The 13,840-nt window shown below is 69.9% G+C and carries 13 protein-coding genes; 5 read left to right on the top strand and 8 right to left on the bottom strand.

The features are described 5' to 3' along the window. Positions 1-8: 8 nt before the first annotated feature. Positions 9-764, bottom strand: coding sequence for a MerR family transcriptional regulator (locus O3438_RS03325; protein WP_269678516.1), 756 nt, complete (start codon positions 762-764; stop codon positions 9-11). Positions 765-930: 166 nt separating this feature from the next. Here O3438_RS03325 and O3438_RS03320 point away from each other — a divergent pair, with 166 nt between their 5' ends. Further along, positions 931-3,213 carry an excinuclease ABC subunit UvrA gene (locus O3438_RS03320; RefSeq protein ID WP_269678515.1) on the top strand — a complete coding sequence of 761 codons (2,283 nt, stop codon included), beginning with the start codon at positions 931-933 and terminating at the stop codon, positions 3,211-3,213. A gap of 55 nt (positions 3,214-3,268) precedes the next feature. Here the strand turns inward: O3438_RS03320 and O3438_RS03315 are convergent, their stop codons facing one another. Then, positions 3,269-3,688, bottom strand: coding sequence for a protein-tyrosine phosphatase family protein (locus O3438_RS03315; RefSeq protein WP_269678514.1), 420 nt, complete (start codon positions 3,686-3,688; stop codon positions 3,269-3,271). A 466-nt stretch (positions 3,689-4,154) separates the two neighbouring features. Here O3438_RS03315 and O3438_RS03310 point away from each other — a divergent pair, with 466 nt between their 5' ends. Both O3438_RS03310 and O3438_RS03305 read left to right on the top strand, forming a co-directional pair. After that, entirely contained in the window at positions 4,155-5,399 is a 1,245-nt protein-coding gene (locus tag O3438_RS03310; protein ID WP_269678513.1) for an IS256 family transposase, read from the top strand. 468 nt (positions 5,400-5,867) lie between these two features. Next, entirely contained in the window at positions 5,868-7,019 is a 1,152-nt protein-coding gene (locus O3438_RS03305) for a DDE-type integrase/transposase/recombinase (RefSeq protein WP_269678512.1), read from the top strand. Positions 7,020-7,380: 361 nt separating this feature from the next. Here the strand turns inward: O3438_RS03305 and O3438_RS03300 are convergent, their stop codons facing one another. The 4 genes from O3438_RS03300 to O3438_RS03285 all read right to left on the bottom strand — a co-directional run bounded on the left by O3438_RS03300 (position 7,381) and on the right by O3438_RS03285 (position 11,274). After that, the gene (locus tag O3438_RS03300; protein WP_269678511.1) at positions 7,381-7,944 is read right to left on the bottom strand and encodes a hypothetical protein; all 564 of its coding nucleotides are present in this window, start codon (positions 7,942-7,944) and stop codon (positions 7,381-7,383) included. A gap of 662 nt (positions 7,945-8,606) precedes the next feature. Beyond that, on the bottom strand, positions 8,607-9,251 hold the full coding sequence (locus O3438_RS03295) for a response regulator transcription factor (protein WP_269678510.1): 645 nt from the start codon (positions 9,249-9,251) through the stop codon (positions 8,607-8,609). Continuing rightward, complete coding sequence (locus O3438_RS03290; protein ID WP_269678509.1) at positions 9,242-10,399, bottom strand: sensor histidine kinase; 1,158 nt, start codon at positions 10,397-10,399, stop codon at positions 9,242-9,244. Before O3438_RS03290 ends, O3438_RS03295 begins: the two co-directional genes overlap by 10 nt. Positions 10,400-10,491: 92 nt before the next feature. Beyond that, the gene (locus O3438_RS03285) at positions 10,492-11,274 is read right to left on the bottom strand and encodes a DedA family protein (RefSeq protein WP_269678508.1); all 783 of its coding nucleotides are present in this window, start codon (positions 11,272-11,274) and stop codon (positions 10,492-10,494) included. An 82-nt stretch (positions 11,275-11,356) separates the two neighbouring features. Between O3438_RS03285 and O3438_RS03280 the strand changes: the two genes are divergently transcribed. Continuing rightward, positions 11,357-12,073 (top strand): carbon-nitrogen hydrolase family protein, encoded by a 717-nt coding sequence (locus tag O3438_RS03280; protein WP_269683553.1) that lies wholly within the window; start codon positions 11,357-11,359, stop codon positions 12,071-12,073. 3 nt (positions 12,074-12,076) lie between these two features. Here O3438_RS03280 and O3438_RS03275 read toward each other — a convergent pair whose 3' ends face one another. Further along, the gene (locus O3438_RS03275) at positions 12,077-12,472 is read right to left on the bottom strand and encodes a VOC family protein (protein WP_269678507.1); all 396 of its coding nucleotides are present in this window, start codon (positions 12,470-12,472) and stop codon (positions 12,077-12,079) included. Next, positions 12,469-13,224, bottom strand: coding sequence for an arsenate reductase/protein-tyrosine-phosphatase family protein (locus O3438_RS03270; protein ID WP_269678506.1), 756 nt, complete (start codon positions 13,222-13,224; stop codon positions 12,469-12,471). The genes O3438_RS03275 and O3438_RS03270 overlap by 4 nt, the downstream gene beginning before the upstream one ends. 107 nt (positions 13,225-13,331) lie before the next feature. On the opposite strand from O3438_RS03270, the gene O3438_RS03265 reads away from it, so the two are divergent. Continuing rightward, the gene (locus tag O3438_RS03265) at positions 13,332-13,838 is read left to right on the top strand and encodes a DinB family protein (protein ID WP_269678505.1); all 507 of its coding nucleotides are present in this window, start codon (positions 13,332-13,334) and stop codon (positions 13,836-13,838) included. Positions 13,839-13,840: the final 2 nt, after the last annotated feature.

Here is a 13,840-nt window from a genome sequence, read left to right as displayed (position 1 = left end):
GCCCGACCCTAGTCACGACGATCGCTTCGCGGGATGGGATGCGGGTCAACCCGAGCGGTCAGGTAGTCGTGCAAGGCGACGCTGCCGCGCAGCCTGCGCAGGCTGCGGGCGTGCAACTCCTGCTCACGCCGGGCCAGCTCGGCACGGACCCGCTGCGGGCTGCCGGTGGTCCGCAGTTCACCCAGCACCGCCTCGATGATCTCGAACGGGTACGCGCCCCGGCGGAGCAGCGCGATGACCTGCGCGGCGCGTAGCTCCGTCTCGTCGTACACCCGGTAGTTGGTGCCCGGGGCGCGTCCCGGCCGCAGCAGCCCGCGGTCCTCCCACAGCCGAAGCTGCGAGGTCCGGACCCCGACCACTGCGGCGACCTCGCCGATGCGGACGTCGCGGCGCGGCGCGGGCCGGGCCTGCGACGGGCTGGCCAACACGGTCTCGAAGGCACCGAGCACCCGGCGGATCTCCGCGCGTTCCCGGTCCAGCTCGGCATGCCCGCCGTCGAGCGCCGCCAGGGCCGCCGGCAGGTCACCCGAGTGCACCGCCGCCATGATCTCCCGGGTACGGATCCAGCCGTGCCCCTCGGCCAGTCGGCGCGCCACGGTGAGCGCCCGCGCGTGCGCGGTCGTGAAGATCCGGTATCCGCTGGCGGTGCGGCCCACCGGCGGCAGCACCCCCTGCTCGACGTAGTTGCGCACCTGCTGCACCGAGATCCCGACGGTGGCGGCGAGGTCGACGGCGCGCAGCCGTTCGACGGGTCCGGAGGTCACGACGGCAACCGTACCGGTTACCACGTGATTTGAGACTTTCCGGAGCAGTTCGCGGCGGCCTGCTCGGCAGGCTCGGCAAAAGTCTCTACGTGGGGATGAATGAGACAATGGAAGCCGTCAGCACCGGCGGGGCAGGAGTCCCGCCACGAATCCGTGAAGGGTCCGCATGTCGCAGCCAGCATGGTCCGCCGCCGACAGCCACGACATGATCGAGGTACGCGGAGCGCGGGAGAACAACCTCGCCAGCGTCTCGGTCGACATCCCCAAGCGCCGGTTGACGGTCTTCACCGGCGTCTCCGGCTCCGGCAAGTCGTCGCTGGTCTTCGGCACCATCGCCGCCGAGTCCCAGCGCATGATCAACGAGACCTACAGTGCGTTCCTCCAGTCGTTCATGCCGAACCTCAACCGGCCGGACGTCGACTCGCTGCGCAACCTCAGCGCGGCCATCGTCGTCGACCAGGAACGGATGGGCGTCAACTCCCGCTCCACCGTCGGCACCGCCACCGACGCGTACGCGATGCTGCGGATCCTGTTCAGTCGGCTCGGTCAACCGTCGGTGGGTGGCGCCGGGGCGTTCAGCTTCAACCTGCCCGAGGGCATGTGCCTCACCTGCGAAGGGCTCGGCCGGGTCTCCGACCTCGACGTCAACGAACTGGTCGACGTCGAACGCTCCCTCAACGACGGCGCGATCACCGCCCCCAACTTCGCCGTCGGCTCCTGGTACTGGCAGACCATCGTCGGCTCCGGCCTGTTCGACCCCGACGTCAAACTCCAGGACTTCACCCCGCAGCAGTGGGAGGACTTCCTCCACAAGCCGGCCACGAAGATCAAGGTGGGTAGCAACACCTGGACGTACGAAGGTCTGGCGGTCAAGGTCAAGCGGCTCCTCCTGGCCAAGGACCGCGAGTCGATGCAACCGCACATCCGCGCCTTCGTCGACCGGGCGGTCACCTTCACCAGCTGCGGCGACTGCGGCGGCACCCGACTCAACGCGGCAGCCCTGTCGTCGCGCATCGCCGGGCGGAACATCGCCGAGTGCTCGGCCATGCAGATCAGCGACCTGGCCGCGTTCGTCCGGGGCGTCGACGACCCGGGAGCGGCGCCGCTCGTCGCCAACCTGCGGGATCTGTTGGAGTCCCTGGTCGAGATCGGGCTGGGCTACCTCAGCCTGGACCGCGAGTCGGCGACCCTCTCCGGCGGCGAGGCGCAACGGGTGAAGATGGTCCGGCACCTCGGCTCCAGCCTCTCCGACGTCACGTACGTCTTCGACGAGCCCACCGTCGGCCTGCACCCGCACGACATCGCCCGGATGAACGACCTGCTGCTGCGGTTGCGCGACAAGGGCAACACGGTGCTGGTGGTCGAGCACAAACCGGAGACCATCGCGATCGCCGACCACGTGGTCGACCTCGGCCCCGGGGCCGGCACCGACGGCGGGCGGATCTGCTTCACCGGCGACGTCGCCGCGCTACGCCGCTCCGACACCCTGACCGGCCGGCACCTGGACCACCGGGTCACGCTGCGCGCCGACGTACGCCGACCCACCGGGCACCTTCCCATCCGCCAGGCCGACCTGCACAACCTGCGCGACGTGGACGTGGACATCCCGCTCGGTGTGCTCACCGTGGTCACCGGCGTAGCCGGCTCCGGCAAGAGCTCGCTCATCCACGGGTCGCTGCGCGGCCGTCAGGGCGTCGTGATCGTGGACCAGTCCCCGATCCGCGGCTCCCGGCGCAGCAACCCGGCCACCTACAGCGGGTTGCTCGACCCGATCCGCACCGCGTTCGCCAAGGCCAACGGGGTCAAGGCCGCCCTGTTCAGCGCCAACTCCGAGGGCGCCTGCCCGGCCTGCAAGGGGATCGGGCTGATCTACACCGACCTGGCGATGATGGCCGGCGTGGCGAGCGTCTGCGAACGGTGCGAGGGCCGACGCTTCACCGACGAGGTGCTCACGTACACGCTGCGCGGCAAGAACATCAGCGAGGTGCTGGCCATGTCGGTCACCGAGGCGCACGCGTTCTTCCCGCACCCCATCCTCAACCGGCTGGTCGACGTCGGGCTGGGCTACCTCAGCCTCGGTCAGCCGTTGACCACCCTGTCCGGCGGCGAGCGTCAACGGCTCAAGCTCGCCATCCACCTGGCCGAGAAGACCACCACGTACGTCCTGGACGAGCCCACCACCGGCCTACACCTGGCCGACGTGGACCAACTCCTGGCCCTGCTCGACCGGATGGTCGACGCCGGCAACACGGTGATCGTCATCGAGCACCACCAGGCGGTCATGGCGCACGCGGACTGGATCGTCGACCTCGGCCCGGGCGCCGGACACGACGGCGGCCAGATCGTCTTCACCGGCACACCCGCCGACCTGGTCGCCCACGGCGACACCCTCACGGCCACCCACCTCCGCGAGTACGTCACCGCGTCCGCAGCGGTCGACAGGGGGTGACGCCCGCGGTTCGGGGCTTGGCGCGCGGCCGGCCAGGGCGTGTGGAGGTTGCGGCTCAGGCGACGCGGCGTAGCCAACGCCGCTGCCAGGGGGTCTCCACCGCCTTCGGGTGGTAGCCCGCCCGAACCCACGGCACCGCCCGCTCGACCGGCAGACCGTCGAGGATCGCCAACGCGGCCAGCGCCGTTCCGGTGCGGCCCACCCCACCCCGGCAGGCCACCTCGACGCGTTCGCCGTCGTGCGCCCGCCGCAGCGCCTCCCGCAGGGCGTCGAGGGCGTCAGCGCGATCCAGCGGAACCCAGAAATCGGGCCACCGGATCCGCCGATGCGGCCAGGCCGGCACCGGCCCAGGTGCCAACAGCACGGCGAAGTCGGCAGGCGAGGTCTCCGCAGCAACACGGCGTCCGCGCACCGCAACCCCACTGGGGAGTACGAGTAAGCCCGGCTGCTCCGACCACGGCTGCGCGTCTGTCATCCGGACATTGTGCCGCCGCTCTCCGAGCACAGACAGCGCCGCCCCCGGCCTTGTGGGCCGGGGGCGGCGCTGGTGTCGGTGTGCAGGTCGCCTCTCGGCGAGTGGCACGACGCGGCTCCAGCCGAACGGTATTCCGCGAGGGCAATTTAGGTGAGGCCCGGGGACACTGAGTCACACCGACACCCTCCACAACCAGCCCACCCCCGACCTTGTTCCCGGCGTCCCGCTTGCCGCTTGCCGCTTGCCGCTTGCCGTCGCACGACGCCGCGGGACGGCGCAGGCCCGCCAGGCGGCGTGGGCCACCGCGGCCGCGGTCCGCCGCACGGCGCGGTCCGCCGCACGGCGCGGGGTTGCGTCCACGGGAGTGGTGTACGACTTGCCCGTGATGGGCGTGTTGTGTAGATGAGAGACGGCCATCGCGTCGATCCTTCAAGACGACCAAGTCAGAGAAGGAAGAGAGGACGCGATGGCCGCATCTGAGAGTGTGAACCCTGTTGACCTGCTGCGCGAGCAGATCGAGGGCGCGTCGCCGGACGTGTTGCAGGCGATGATCAAGACGTTCGCGCAGGCGGTGATGTCCGCCGAAGCCGACGTGATCTGCGGTGCCGGCTATGGGCAGCGCAGCGACGAGCGGGTCAACTCCCGCAATGGATACCGGGTGCGGGAGTGGGACACCCGTGCCGGAACGATCGACCTGGCGGTGCCGAAACTGCGGCAGGGCAGCTACTTCCCGGATTGGTTGCTGACGCACCGCCGGCGAGCCGAGCAAGCTCTCGTCTCGGTGGTGGCTACCTCCTATCTGCTCGGCGTCTCGACTCGTCGGGTGGAGAAACTGGTCGAGCAACTCGGCGTCCGGCAGCTGTCCAAGTCGCAGGTGTCAGAGATGGCGGCGCACCTCGACGCGCAGGTCGAGGCGTTTCGCAACCGGCCTCTGGACGCCGCGCACTACACCTTCGTGTGGATGGACGCGTTGACGATGAAGGTCCGCGAGCACGGGCGCACGGTCAACGTCCACGCCTTGGTCGCTGTCGGCGTCAACGCCGATGGACAACGTGAAGTCCTCGGTCTGGACGTCGCCTCCGACGAGGACGGCGCCGGATGGCTGGCGTTCCTACGATCGCTGACCGCCCGGGGCCTGTCCGGCGTTCAACTGGTCATCTCCGACGCTCACCGCGGCCTCGTCGCCGCGATCGGCGCCGCCCTGCCCGGAGCAGCCTGGCAACGCTGCCGCACCCACTACCTGCGCAACCTGCTCACGAAGGTCCCGAAGTCGGCCCAGCCGTGGATCGCCACCCTTGTTCGGACGATCTTCGACCAGCCCGACGCCGACGCTGTCCGCGCCCAGTTCGACCGGGTCGTCGCCACGATCGAGGCGAAGTTCCCGGCCGCGGCCGAGCACCTCGCTGACGCCCGCGACGACCTCTTGGCCTTCACCGGCTTCCCGCGTGAGATCTGGCGCCAGATCTGGTCGAACAACCCGCAGGAACGGCTAAACAAGGAGATCCGCCGACGCACCGACGTCGTCGGGATCTTCCCGAACCGGGCGGCGATCATCCGCCTCGTCGGCGCCGTCCTGGCCGAGCAGACCGACGAGTGGACCGAAGGACGCCGCTACATGGGCCTGGAACTCCTCGCCAAAGCCCGCCTCGTCATCATCGAGCCGGACCAACACGACACCGACCACGCCGATCCCAGCCCGATCGCCGCCTAACATCAAACCGGATCCCGCGATGGCCGTCTCTTACACCACCAGCGCGGACGTGACCCGGCGCGGTCCGCCGCACAGCGCGGTCCGCCGCACAGCGCGGTCCGCCGCACAGCGCGGTCCGCCGCACAGCAGCAAGCCTCAGCCGCCGGCGCGGGCACCACGGATTGGCTGCCTGCTTGTCGTGTCTGACCATGGGATGCGCACACGACCAGGAACCCGAACCGTCTGACCGCCACCGTTCAACCGCACCGCCATCCCGCCCCGGGCCGGGCCGGGCCAAAGCGCACTTCCGCGCGCCGCCAGGGCTCCGAATCGCGAGATCTTGGACATTTTCCGTTCTCGCGCTGAACTCTTCAGTCCCATGACCTCTGTCGCAGTTCATGTCCCGGTAGGCGTGTCACAAGATCAGCGGGTTGGGTGGGGGTGTGTAGGGCGGTTTGATTGCTGGGCATGGCGACTCGGCGTCAGGTCATGAGCGCGTTGGATGCCCTGCTGGCGGCAGGGGTGAAGATCGGTAATGTTCAGCAGTGGTGCCGGGAGAACGGGGTTAATCCGCGTACGTTCTACCGACATCGGGCACGGGTCGAGGCCGAGGGTGTGTGGCGGCCTCGATCGAGCCGGCCGCATCACAGCCCGGGCCAGACGCCGCCGGAGTTGGATGCCTGGATCTGCAAGCTGCGCGCCGAGTTGGGCGTCGACAACGGCGCGGACCACATCCATGACGAACTGATGCGCGTGCACGCCGAGATCCGTCCTGGCTGGTCGGTGCCGTCACGGTCCACGATCAACCGGGTGCTGTCCCGCCACGACCTGCTGCAGCGCAATCCGGCCAAGAAGCCGCGGTGTTCCTGGCGCCGGTTCGCCTACGCCCGCCCCCGCGACTGCTACCAGATCGACGCGACGATGGTCGCGCTCGCCAACGGCCGTCTCGTCGCGGTGTTCGACGTCCTGGACGACTGCACCCGCATGCTGGTGGCCTGCCACGCCGCCCTCGCCGAAACCGCTACCGCCGCTATCACCGCCATCAACCAGGCGGTCACTGACCACGGCGCACCCGCGATCGTCCTGTCCGACAACGGAGCGGCATTCACCAGCCGACACCGGCACGACAACGCCGGACCATCACGCTTCGCCCAAACCCTGCACCACCACGGCACCCGCCTGATCCACTCCAGCCCTTACCACCCACAGACCTGCGGGAAGGTCGAACGCCACCACCAGACCCTCAAAAAATGGCTCGCCGCTCAACCCCACCAACCCCGCACCCTGACGCAGCTGCAACACCTACTCAACACCTACCGCGACTACTACAACCACCGCCGCCACAGCGCCCTACCCGCCCGGGCAACCCCCCACCACACCTGGCACACCGCCACACACCACGGCAGCCCTCAAGCCCTACCCATCCAAACCGACGCCACCATCCACCGACCCCGCGTCTCCGACACCGGCACCATCCGCGTTGCTCACGCTCGCATCGGCATCGGCTGCGCCTGGCGCGGCCACACCCTCACCGCCATCCGCGACCACCACCACATCACCGTCTACGCCCCCGACGGCACCCCCATCGGCCACACCACCACCAGCGACAGCAAGTACACCCGACTCACCCCCACCCCATGACACACCTCCCGGGACATGCCATTGACACACCTCCCGGGACATGACAGTTCTCGCGCTGAACGGAAACTGTCCAAGATCTCGGAGTGCATGTGCCGTCACGGCGCCTGCGCGGCGGTGGCGGTGCTCGGTGGTGGCGGTGTTCGGTGGTGTGGCGGTGTTCGGCGGTGGCGATGCTCGCTCGCTGGTGCCGGTGTTCGGTGGTGTGGCGGTGTTCGGCGGTGGCGATGCTCGCTCGCTGGTGCCGGTGCCACCGCCTTCGCGGGGTGACGGTGTTCGGTGGTGACGGTGTTCGGTGGTGGATATGCCGCTGGCCGGCACCCCGTTCTGGGGGTGCCGGCCAGCGGTCGGTGCTTGGTGGGGGTCAGCTGTTCCAGTACTGGGCGACCAGGTCGGTAGCCTGCTGCTCCCACTGGGCGTACGCGTCCGGGTAGGCCGAGACCTGCACGGTCTGCGCGGCATCCGTCAGCGGCATGTCCTGCCACCCGTCGACCTGCTTGAGGCCCTTGAGGAACGCGGTGGTCGAGTAGGCCGGGTCGGTGATCTGCTCCGGCGTGCCCCAACCACTGGACGGGCGCTGCTGGAACAGACCCAACGAGTCGTGGTCGTTGGCGTCACCGAGGTGACCCAGGTTCTCCAACTTCGACTCCTGCAAGCTCGTCGCGATCGAGATCACCGCGGCCCGCTCGGGCAGACCGGCCTTCTTCGTGGCGGCGATGATCGCCTTGACGTTGGCGGTCTGCTCGCCGTTGAGGGTGATGTGCGACTGGTCGCCCTGCGGCTTCGGCGCCGCCTGTGCGGCGGCGGCAACGGGCTTGGCGTCCACGGTCGGGGTGGCGGCGTGGGCGGCGACCGGACCGGCGAACACACCACCGGCGAACGCCAGACCAGCAACAGACAGCACACTCTTACGCATGATCGTGTTCATGGGGGAAGCTCCTTCGGGGGTAAAGACACCCGCCCAGAGGGCGCGGGCGTGAGCACCTCGTCCGGCGCTGCAACAAAAGCCTTGAGGGATCATCGGCGGCCTGCGAACGGGGGAGGGCTCGCGGCGCCGGGTCCGTATGTAACGACCCGGGGGGCGGGGTCATTCCCGGGGGGTGGCCCATCTGCTGGCACCCGGTGGAGCGGGGAACCGGTCGGGCCGGGGTCCCTGCGTAACGACCCGGCGGCCCAGGTCATTCCGGGGCCGGCCCATCCGCTGACACCCGGTGAAGCCGGGTGACGGTGAGGCCGGGGCCCCCGTGTAACGACCCGGCGGCCGGGGTCATTCCCGGGGGCGGACCATCACGCCGACAGGGCCGTGGTCCTGCGATCGTCAGGGTGTGTAACGACCCCGACCCGGCCATCATTCCGGCCAGCATGTGCCCCCGACCACACACCAATACCACCCAAAAGGAACAAAACCCACGGTCACACCCTGACCCCAGGCGCCAAACCGCCCACGTCGACGGGGCAGACCACCCCAGCCCACGCATGATCCACACGACTTCGCCGACGTCGCGGTATCCGTGAGGGCTTGATACCGCGACTTCACCGCAACGGAGTCGATCACGTCCGCGAGGGGGAGGAGGTTTGGGGTAAATTGCGTCAGCTGCCCAGATAGCGCAGGACCGCGAGGATCCGCCGGCTGTAGCCGGTCGTGTGGGCGAGATCGAGTTTGTCGAAGATGGCGTTGACGTGCTTTTCGACAGCACTCTGCGACACGTGCAGCCGCTGGGCGACGGCGAGGTTCGTGTGGCCCTGCGCCATCTCGTGCAGCACGTCCCGTTCGCGCGGTGTCAGCCGACCGAGCGGGTCGGGCCGCCCCGAGCCGGCCACCACCTGCCGGACCACCTCCGGGTCGAGGGCGGTGCCTCCGGCGGCGACCCGGTCGAGTGCGTCGAGGAAGTCGTCCACCTGGGCGACCCGGTCCTTGAGCAGGTAGCCGACCCCCTCAGGACGGTCCGCGAGCAGCCGGCCGGCGTACCGCCGTTCCACGTACTGCGAGAGCACCAGGACGCCGGTGTCGGGCCACCGGCGACGGATCTCCAACGCCGCCCGCAGGCCGTCATCGGTGTGGGTGGGCGGCATCCGGACATCCGTGACGACCACATCGGGCCGGGTTCGTCCGACCGTCTCGACGAGTTCGTCGGCGGTCCCGACCCCCGCGAGCACCTCGTGGTCCTCCTCGGCGAGGAGTCGCGTCAGGCCTTCCCGGAGCAGCGTCGAGTCTTCGGCGAGGACTAGCCGCACGGCAGCTCCGCCAGCAGTGTCGTCGGACCGCCAGCAGGGCTGGTCACTCGCAGCCGGCCGTCAAGTGCGGCGACCCGTCGGGCCAGCCCGGACAGCCCGCGCCCTGTTGGTTCCGCCCCGCCGACGCCGTCGTCGTGCACGCGCATCCGGATCCACCCGTCCTGTGCCTCGAAGTCGACAGTGACGAGGGTAGCGGCGGCGTGTTTCGCGGCGTTCGTGAGCGCCTCGCAGGCCACGAAGTAGAGCACCGTCTCGATCTGCCGCTCGGGGCGGACCGGCAGCTCGTAGCGGATCCGCACCGGCACCTCGGATCCGCGAGCCGCGATGGCGAGGACCTCGCCCAGATCGTTGCTGTCCAATGCCGACGGGTAGACCCGCCACGCCACCTCGCGCAACTCCTCGACGGCCCGCTGTACGTCCTCGTGTGCCTGCACGATCAGCGCGTGCGTACGGCCGGCGTCGCGGGCCCGGCGGGCCCGGCCGAGCAGCATGCCGAGGGCGATCAGCCGTTGCTGCAGGCCGTCGTGCAGGTCGCGTTCGATGCGCTGCCGTTCGGCGTCGACGGCGGCGATGACCCCGGCCCGACTGGTGGTCAACTCCTGGACCCGTCGCGTCAGCTCCGCCCGGGTTCCCGGGCTGAGCAGTCGTCGCGCCAGCCGGACGTCGAGCGCCGCGATACTGGCGAAGGCTTGAACGTTGAGCAGTAGCAGGACCACACCGACGCCGACCTGGGCCATTGCGTCGAGGAGGGTCAACTCTCCGCGCACCGCCGCGCGCAGCACGATCCAGGCCAGCACCACGCCGACACCCAGCAGGGTGTACGCCAGCACGCCGAGCGTTCCGGTCAGCAGTCGCGCGGCGAGGTAGCCGATCTGCCGTCGGGTCACCACATCGTCTGTCGTGGGCAACTCGTCGGCGGCGAGCAGTCCGCCGAGGCGGCGACGTTCCGTGTGCACCAGTCGCCCCGCGTACCTCTTGGTCAGGTCGGCGACCCGACGGCGGGCCGCCGGCTTCATCGCGACCAGGCCGAACGCGGCGGCCGCGACGGCGAGGAGGGCGAACCCGACACCGGCCGTCGCGACGCCGACGGCGACGCCGACCGGAAGCCGGAGGACAGCCCACCATCTGCCGGTTCGCCGCTCCCCCACCACCTCGTCCGCCTTTCACACCGAGCCCTGACGCACCAGTCGACGGGTGCCACGTGGGGTGGCGCAGCGCAGAGGCCACCAGAGAGGGTCGCCTAGCGGTCGTCCGAACCCCACGACCCGCTGCGGTAGAGCGTTCCGCGACCGGCCGGGTCGGGCACACCGTTCAGCGTGTTCGGCTCGGGTTCGGTCGGTTCGGGGTTCTGCGCGGCGCGGCGGGCTCGCAGCACACGGGACCCGACGAACCAGGCGGCCGCCGCCGCACAAACAACGATCACCACCTTCTGGAGCATGCCGGCGTAGCCCTCGACGAGGTGCCAGTTGTCGCCGAGCAGGTAGCCGGCGAGGACGAACGTGGTGTTCCAGATCAGGCTGCCCAGCGTGGTGTAGATCAGGAACGTGCTGACCGGCATCCGTTCCACGCCCGCCGGAATGGAGATCAGGCTACGGAAGATCGGGATCATCCGGCCGAAGAAGACGGCCTTCACACCGTGGCGCAGGAACCACGCCTCGGTCCGGTCCACGTCGCTGAGCTTCACCAGCGGAAGCCGGGACACGATGGCGCGCATCCGGTCGCGCCCCAACGACGCGCCGATCAGGTAGAGCGCGAGCGCACCCACCACCGAGCCCAGCGTGGTCCAGAAAATCGCACCGACCAGGCTCATCCGTCCCTGCGCGGCGACGAACCCGGCCAACGGCAGGATCACCTCGCTGGGGATCGGCGGGAAGAGGTTCTCCAGCGCCACCGCCAGGCCGGCACCGGGGCCGCCGAGCCGTTCCACCAGGTCAGTGACATAACCGACGATCCCGCCCTGCGGCGGTTCCGCTGCGGCGGTGGGGGTTCCGGTGGCGAGCAGGGCGTGGGACGTTCGAATCATGCCCCCACGGTACGAAGCGATCCTGAGAGTCGACCATGAGGCCGACCCCCCGACCGCACGGGTCGACCACATCGGTAAGGGTGTGGAAAACCGCACCCCGCTGCGTCTCGCGGTGGCGCAGCCGGCGTGCGTACCCCTGGATGTCGCGGAGAACGCGCTGGCGCACGCCGCCGCGGTCCGCGCGGCGCGCGCCCGGGTGGTGGTCTTTCCGGAGCTGTCGCTGACGGGGTACGAGTTGGACGCGCCGGTCGTGTCGGTCGACGACCCGCGGTTGACGCCGCTGGTCGAGGCGTGCGCCGAGACGGGCGCGGTGGCCCTGGCCGGTGCGCCGGTCGCGGGCGACCACATCGCGATGCTGGCGGTGACCGGGGGTGGTGCGACGGTGGCGTACCGGAAGATGTGGTTGGGCGGCGCGGAGTCCCGCCGCTTCCGCCCGGGCGACGTTCCAGTGGTGCTCGATGTGGACGGTTGGCGGGTGGGGTTGGCCATCTGCAAGGACACCGGGGTCGCCGCGCACGCGGCGCGGACGGCGGCGCTCGGGGTCGACGTGTACGCGGCGGGTGTGCTGGAGTCGGCCGAGGACTCGGCGGTGATCGACGAGCGGGCCGGCCGGATCACGGCCGCGCACCGTGTCTGGGTGGCGGTGGCGAGCTTCGCCGGGTCGACAGGTGGCGGCTACACCGAGGCGGCGGGGCGGTCGGGGCTCTGGACACCGCAGGGCGAGGTGTACGCCCGCGCGGGCGCCGAGCCGGACGAGGTGATCAGCGTGCTGGCGACGCCGGGCATCGACGGCGTCTGAACGTTAGGCGCGGACGGGCTCGAACAGCTCAACAGGGTTGCCCGCTGGGTCGTCCATGACGATCTGCCTGCCGCCGGGGCCGCTGACGACGTCGCTGCGGAACACGACACCGGCTGCTCGGAGCCGGGCCGCCTCGGTGTCGATGTCGGCGACGATCAGGTGGATGCGATTCCAGCCACCGGGGTGCGGACGGCGCCCGTCGGGCATGGCGCGGCCGGCGGAGCTGTCCGGGCCGGACAGCAGCAGCCGCAGGTTGCCGCGCCTCACGTCGGCGAACGCGGGCAGGAACGTGGTGATCGGAGTGAACCCGAGGTGGGTGGTGTAGAAGTCGAGCGCGGCGGCAACGTCGTCGACGAGGTAACGCACGCTGACGGTGCCGTCATCGGCAGGGCTGGTCATGATGCCTTCTCCTGGCGGTGAGTGAGTGTGTGCAGCAGGAAATCGATGCGCTGGGAGAGTGCGTCGGCGACGTGCTCGAAGGCGGGCGGCCCGCCGGGCTCGGCGGCGGGGTCCGCGATGCTCCAGTGCACCGGCCGCGGATGACCCGGAAACTCGGGGCAGACTTCCTTCACCCGGTCGCAGAGAGTGATCACGACGTCGAATCGCTGACCACTGAACTCGTCAAGGTGTTTGGGCCGGGCCGTTGTCAGATCGATCCCACGCGCGGCCATGACGCCGACCGCGTGCGGATGAATCGGCTTCGGTGTGCTCCCGGCGCTGAACGCCCGCACAGCCCCGCCGGTGCGGTCGCGCAGCAGCGCTTCGGCCATCTGCGACCGCGAGCTGTTGGCCGTGCACAGGAACAACACCCGCCCGGCTGCCGGGGCGGCAGGCGCGGGTCCGGTGAGTCGCAACCCGGGGTGCAGGGCGTCACCCACATCGGACAGCAGGCCACGGCAACGGGCAAGGTCGAGCGAGTAGTAGGTGTCACGGCCGTCGGCACTGCTGCGCCGCGCGGTCACCAGCTCGGCCTTGCGCAGCTTGCCCAGGTGATAGGAGACGAGATTCTGTGGCTGGCCGAGAAGTGCGGTCAGCTCGCGCACAGCGAGGTCGCCGCCAGCCAGCTCACCGAGCAGCCGCCATCGCACCGGGTGCCCGGCGGCCGTCACGAACCTGGGCGGCGTCATGGTGCCTGGTGTCTCCGAGACCACGCCCCCGAGATTACATCAAATTGGATTGATGCAATACCGTGTTGGCGGGTCGGGCTGCTGGGCGGTCGGTGTTTGCGAGCCGACGATGACCTTGGAATGCTTCGCTGATGACTTCCTTGCCGGGGACCTTCGCACCCGACGTCATCGCCCTGCCGGAGCAGGCGCAGTTCGAGGCGTTCATCGACGAACACCGCAGGGCACTCAACGGCTACCTGGACGGGCTGACCGAGGAACAGGCGCGCCGATCGTTGGTGCCGTCCCGGACCACGCTGCTGGGCCTGGTGAAGCACGCCGCCTTCGTGGAGAAGGTCTGGTTCGACGAGGCCGTCACGTGCCGCTCACGCGCCGAGATCGGCATCCCACCCACGCCGGGCGACTCGTTCCTCCTCGACGACAACGACACCATCGCCAGCATCCGGCAGGCACACCGGGAGGCGTGCGAGGCGTCCCGCCGCGCCACGGCCGCCCTGGGCCTGGACGACCTCCTGCGCGGCCACCGCAGTGGTCCGCAGCCGCTGCGGTGGGTGTACCTGCACGTGCTGCGCGAGCTTGCCCAGCACTGCGGGCACGCGGAGATCCTGCGGGAGCAGATCCTGAGCGAGCAGCGCGGGTGACA

This window comes from Micromonospora sp. WMMC250 (genome assembly GCF_027460215.1).
Classification (GTDB): Bacteria; Actinomycetota; Actinomycetes; order Mycobacteriales; family Micromonosporaceae; genus Micromonospora; species Micromonospora taraxaci.
Note: the sequence above shows the minus strand (reverse complement) of the source record. Positions and strands in the feature narration are given on the sequence as shown.

Excerpts from the sequence above, each read along its gene's own strand:
- O3438_RS03305 (WP_269678512.1), top strand. The coding sequence starts at position 5,868 with ATGAGCGCGTTGGATGCCCTGCTGGCGGCAGGGGTGAAGATCGGTAAT.
- O3438_RS03310 (WP_269678513.1), top strand. The coding sequence starts at position 4,155 with ATGGCCGCATCTGAGAGTGTGAACCCTGTTGACCTGCTGCGCGAGCAG.
- O3438_RS03300 (WP_269678511.1), bottom strand. The coding sequence starts at position 7,944 with ATGAACACGATCATGCGTAAGAGTGTGCTGTCTGTTGCTGGTCTGGCG.
- O3438_RS03265 (WP_269678505.1), top strand. The coding sequence starts at position 13,332 with ATGACTTCCTTGCCGGGGACCTTCGCACCCGACGTCATCGCCCTGCCG.
- O3438_RS03315 (WP_269678514.1), bottom strand. The coding sequence starts at position 3,688 with ATGACAGACGCGCAGCCGTGGTCGGAGCAGCCGGGCTTACTCGTACTC.
- O3438_RS03320 (WP_269678515.1), top strand. The coding sequence starts at position 931 with ATGTCGCAGCCAGCATGGTCCGCCGCCGACAGCCACGACATGATCGAG.
- O3438_RS03275 (WP_269678507.1), bottom strand. The coding sequence starts at position 12,472 with ATGACCAGCCCTGCCGATGACGGCACCGTCAGCGTGCGTTACCTCGTC.
- O3438_RS03285 (WP_269678508.1), bottom strand. The coding sequence starts at position 11,274 with ATGATTCGAACGTCCCACGCCCTGCTCGCCACCGGAACCCCCACCGCC.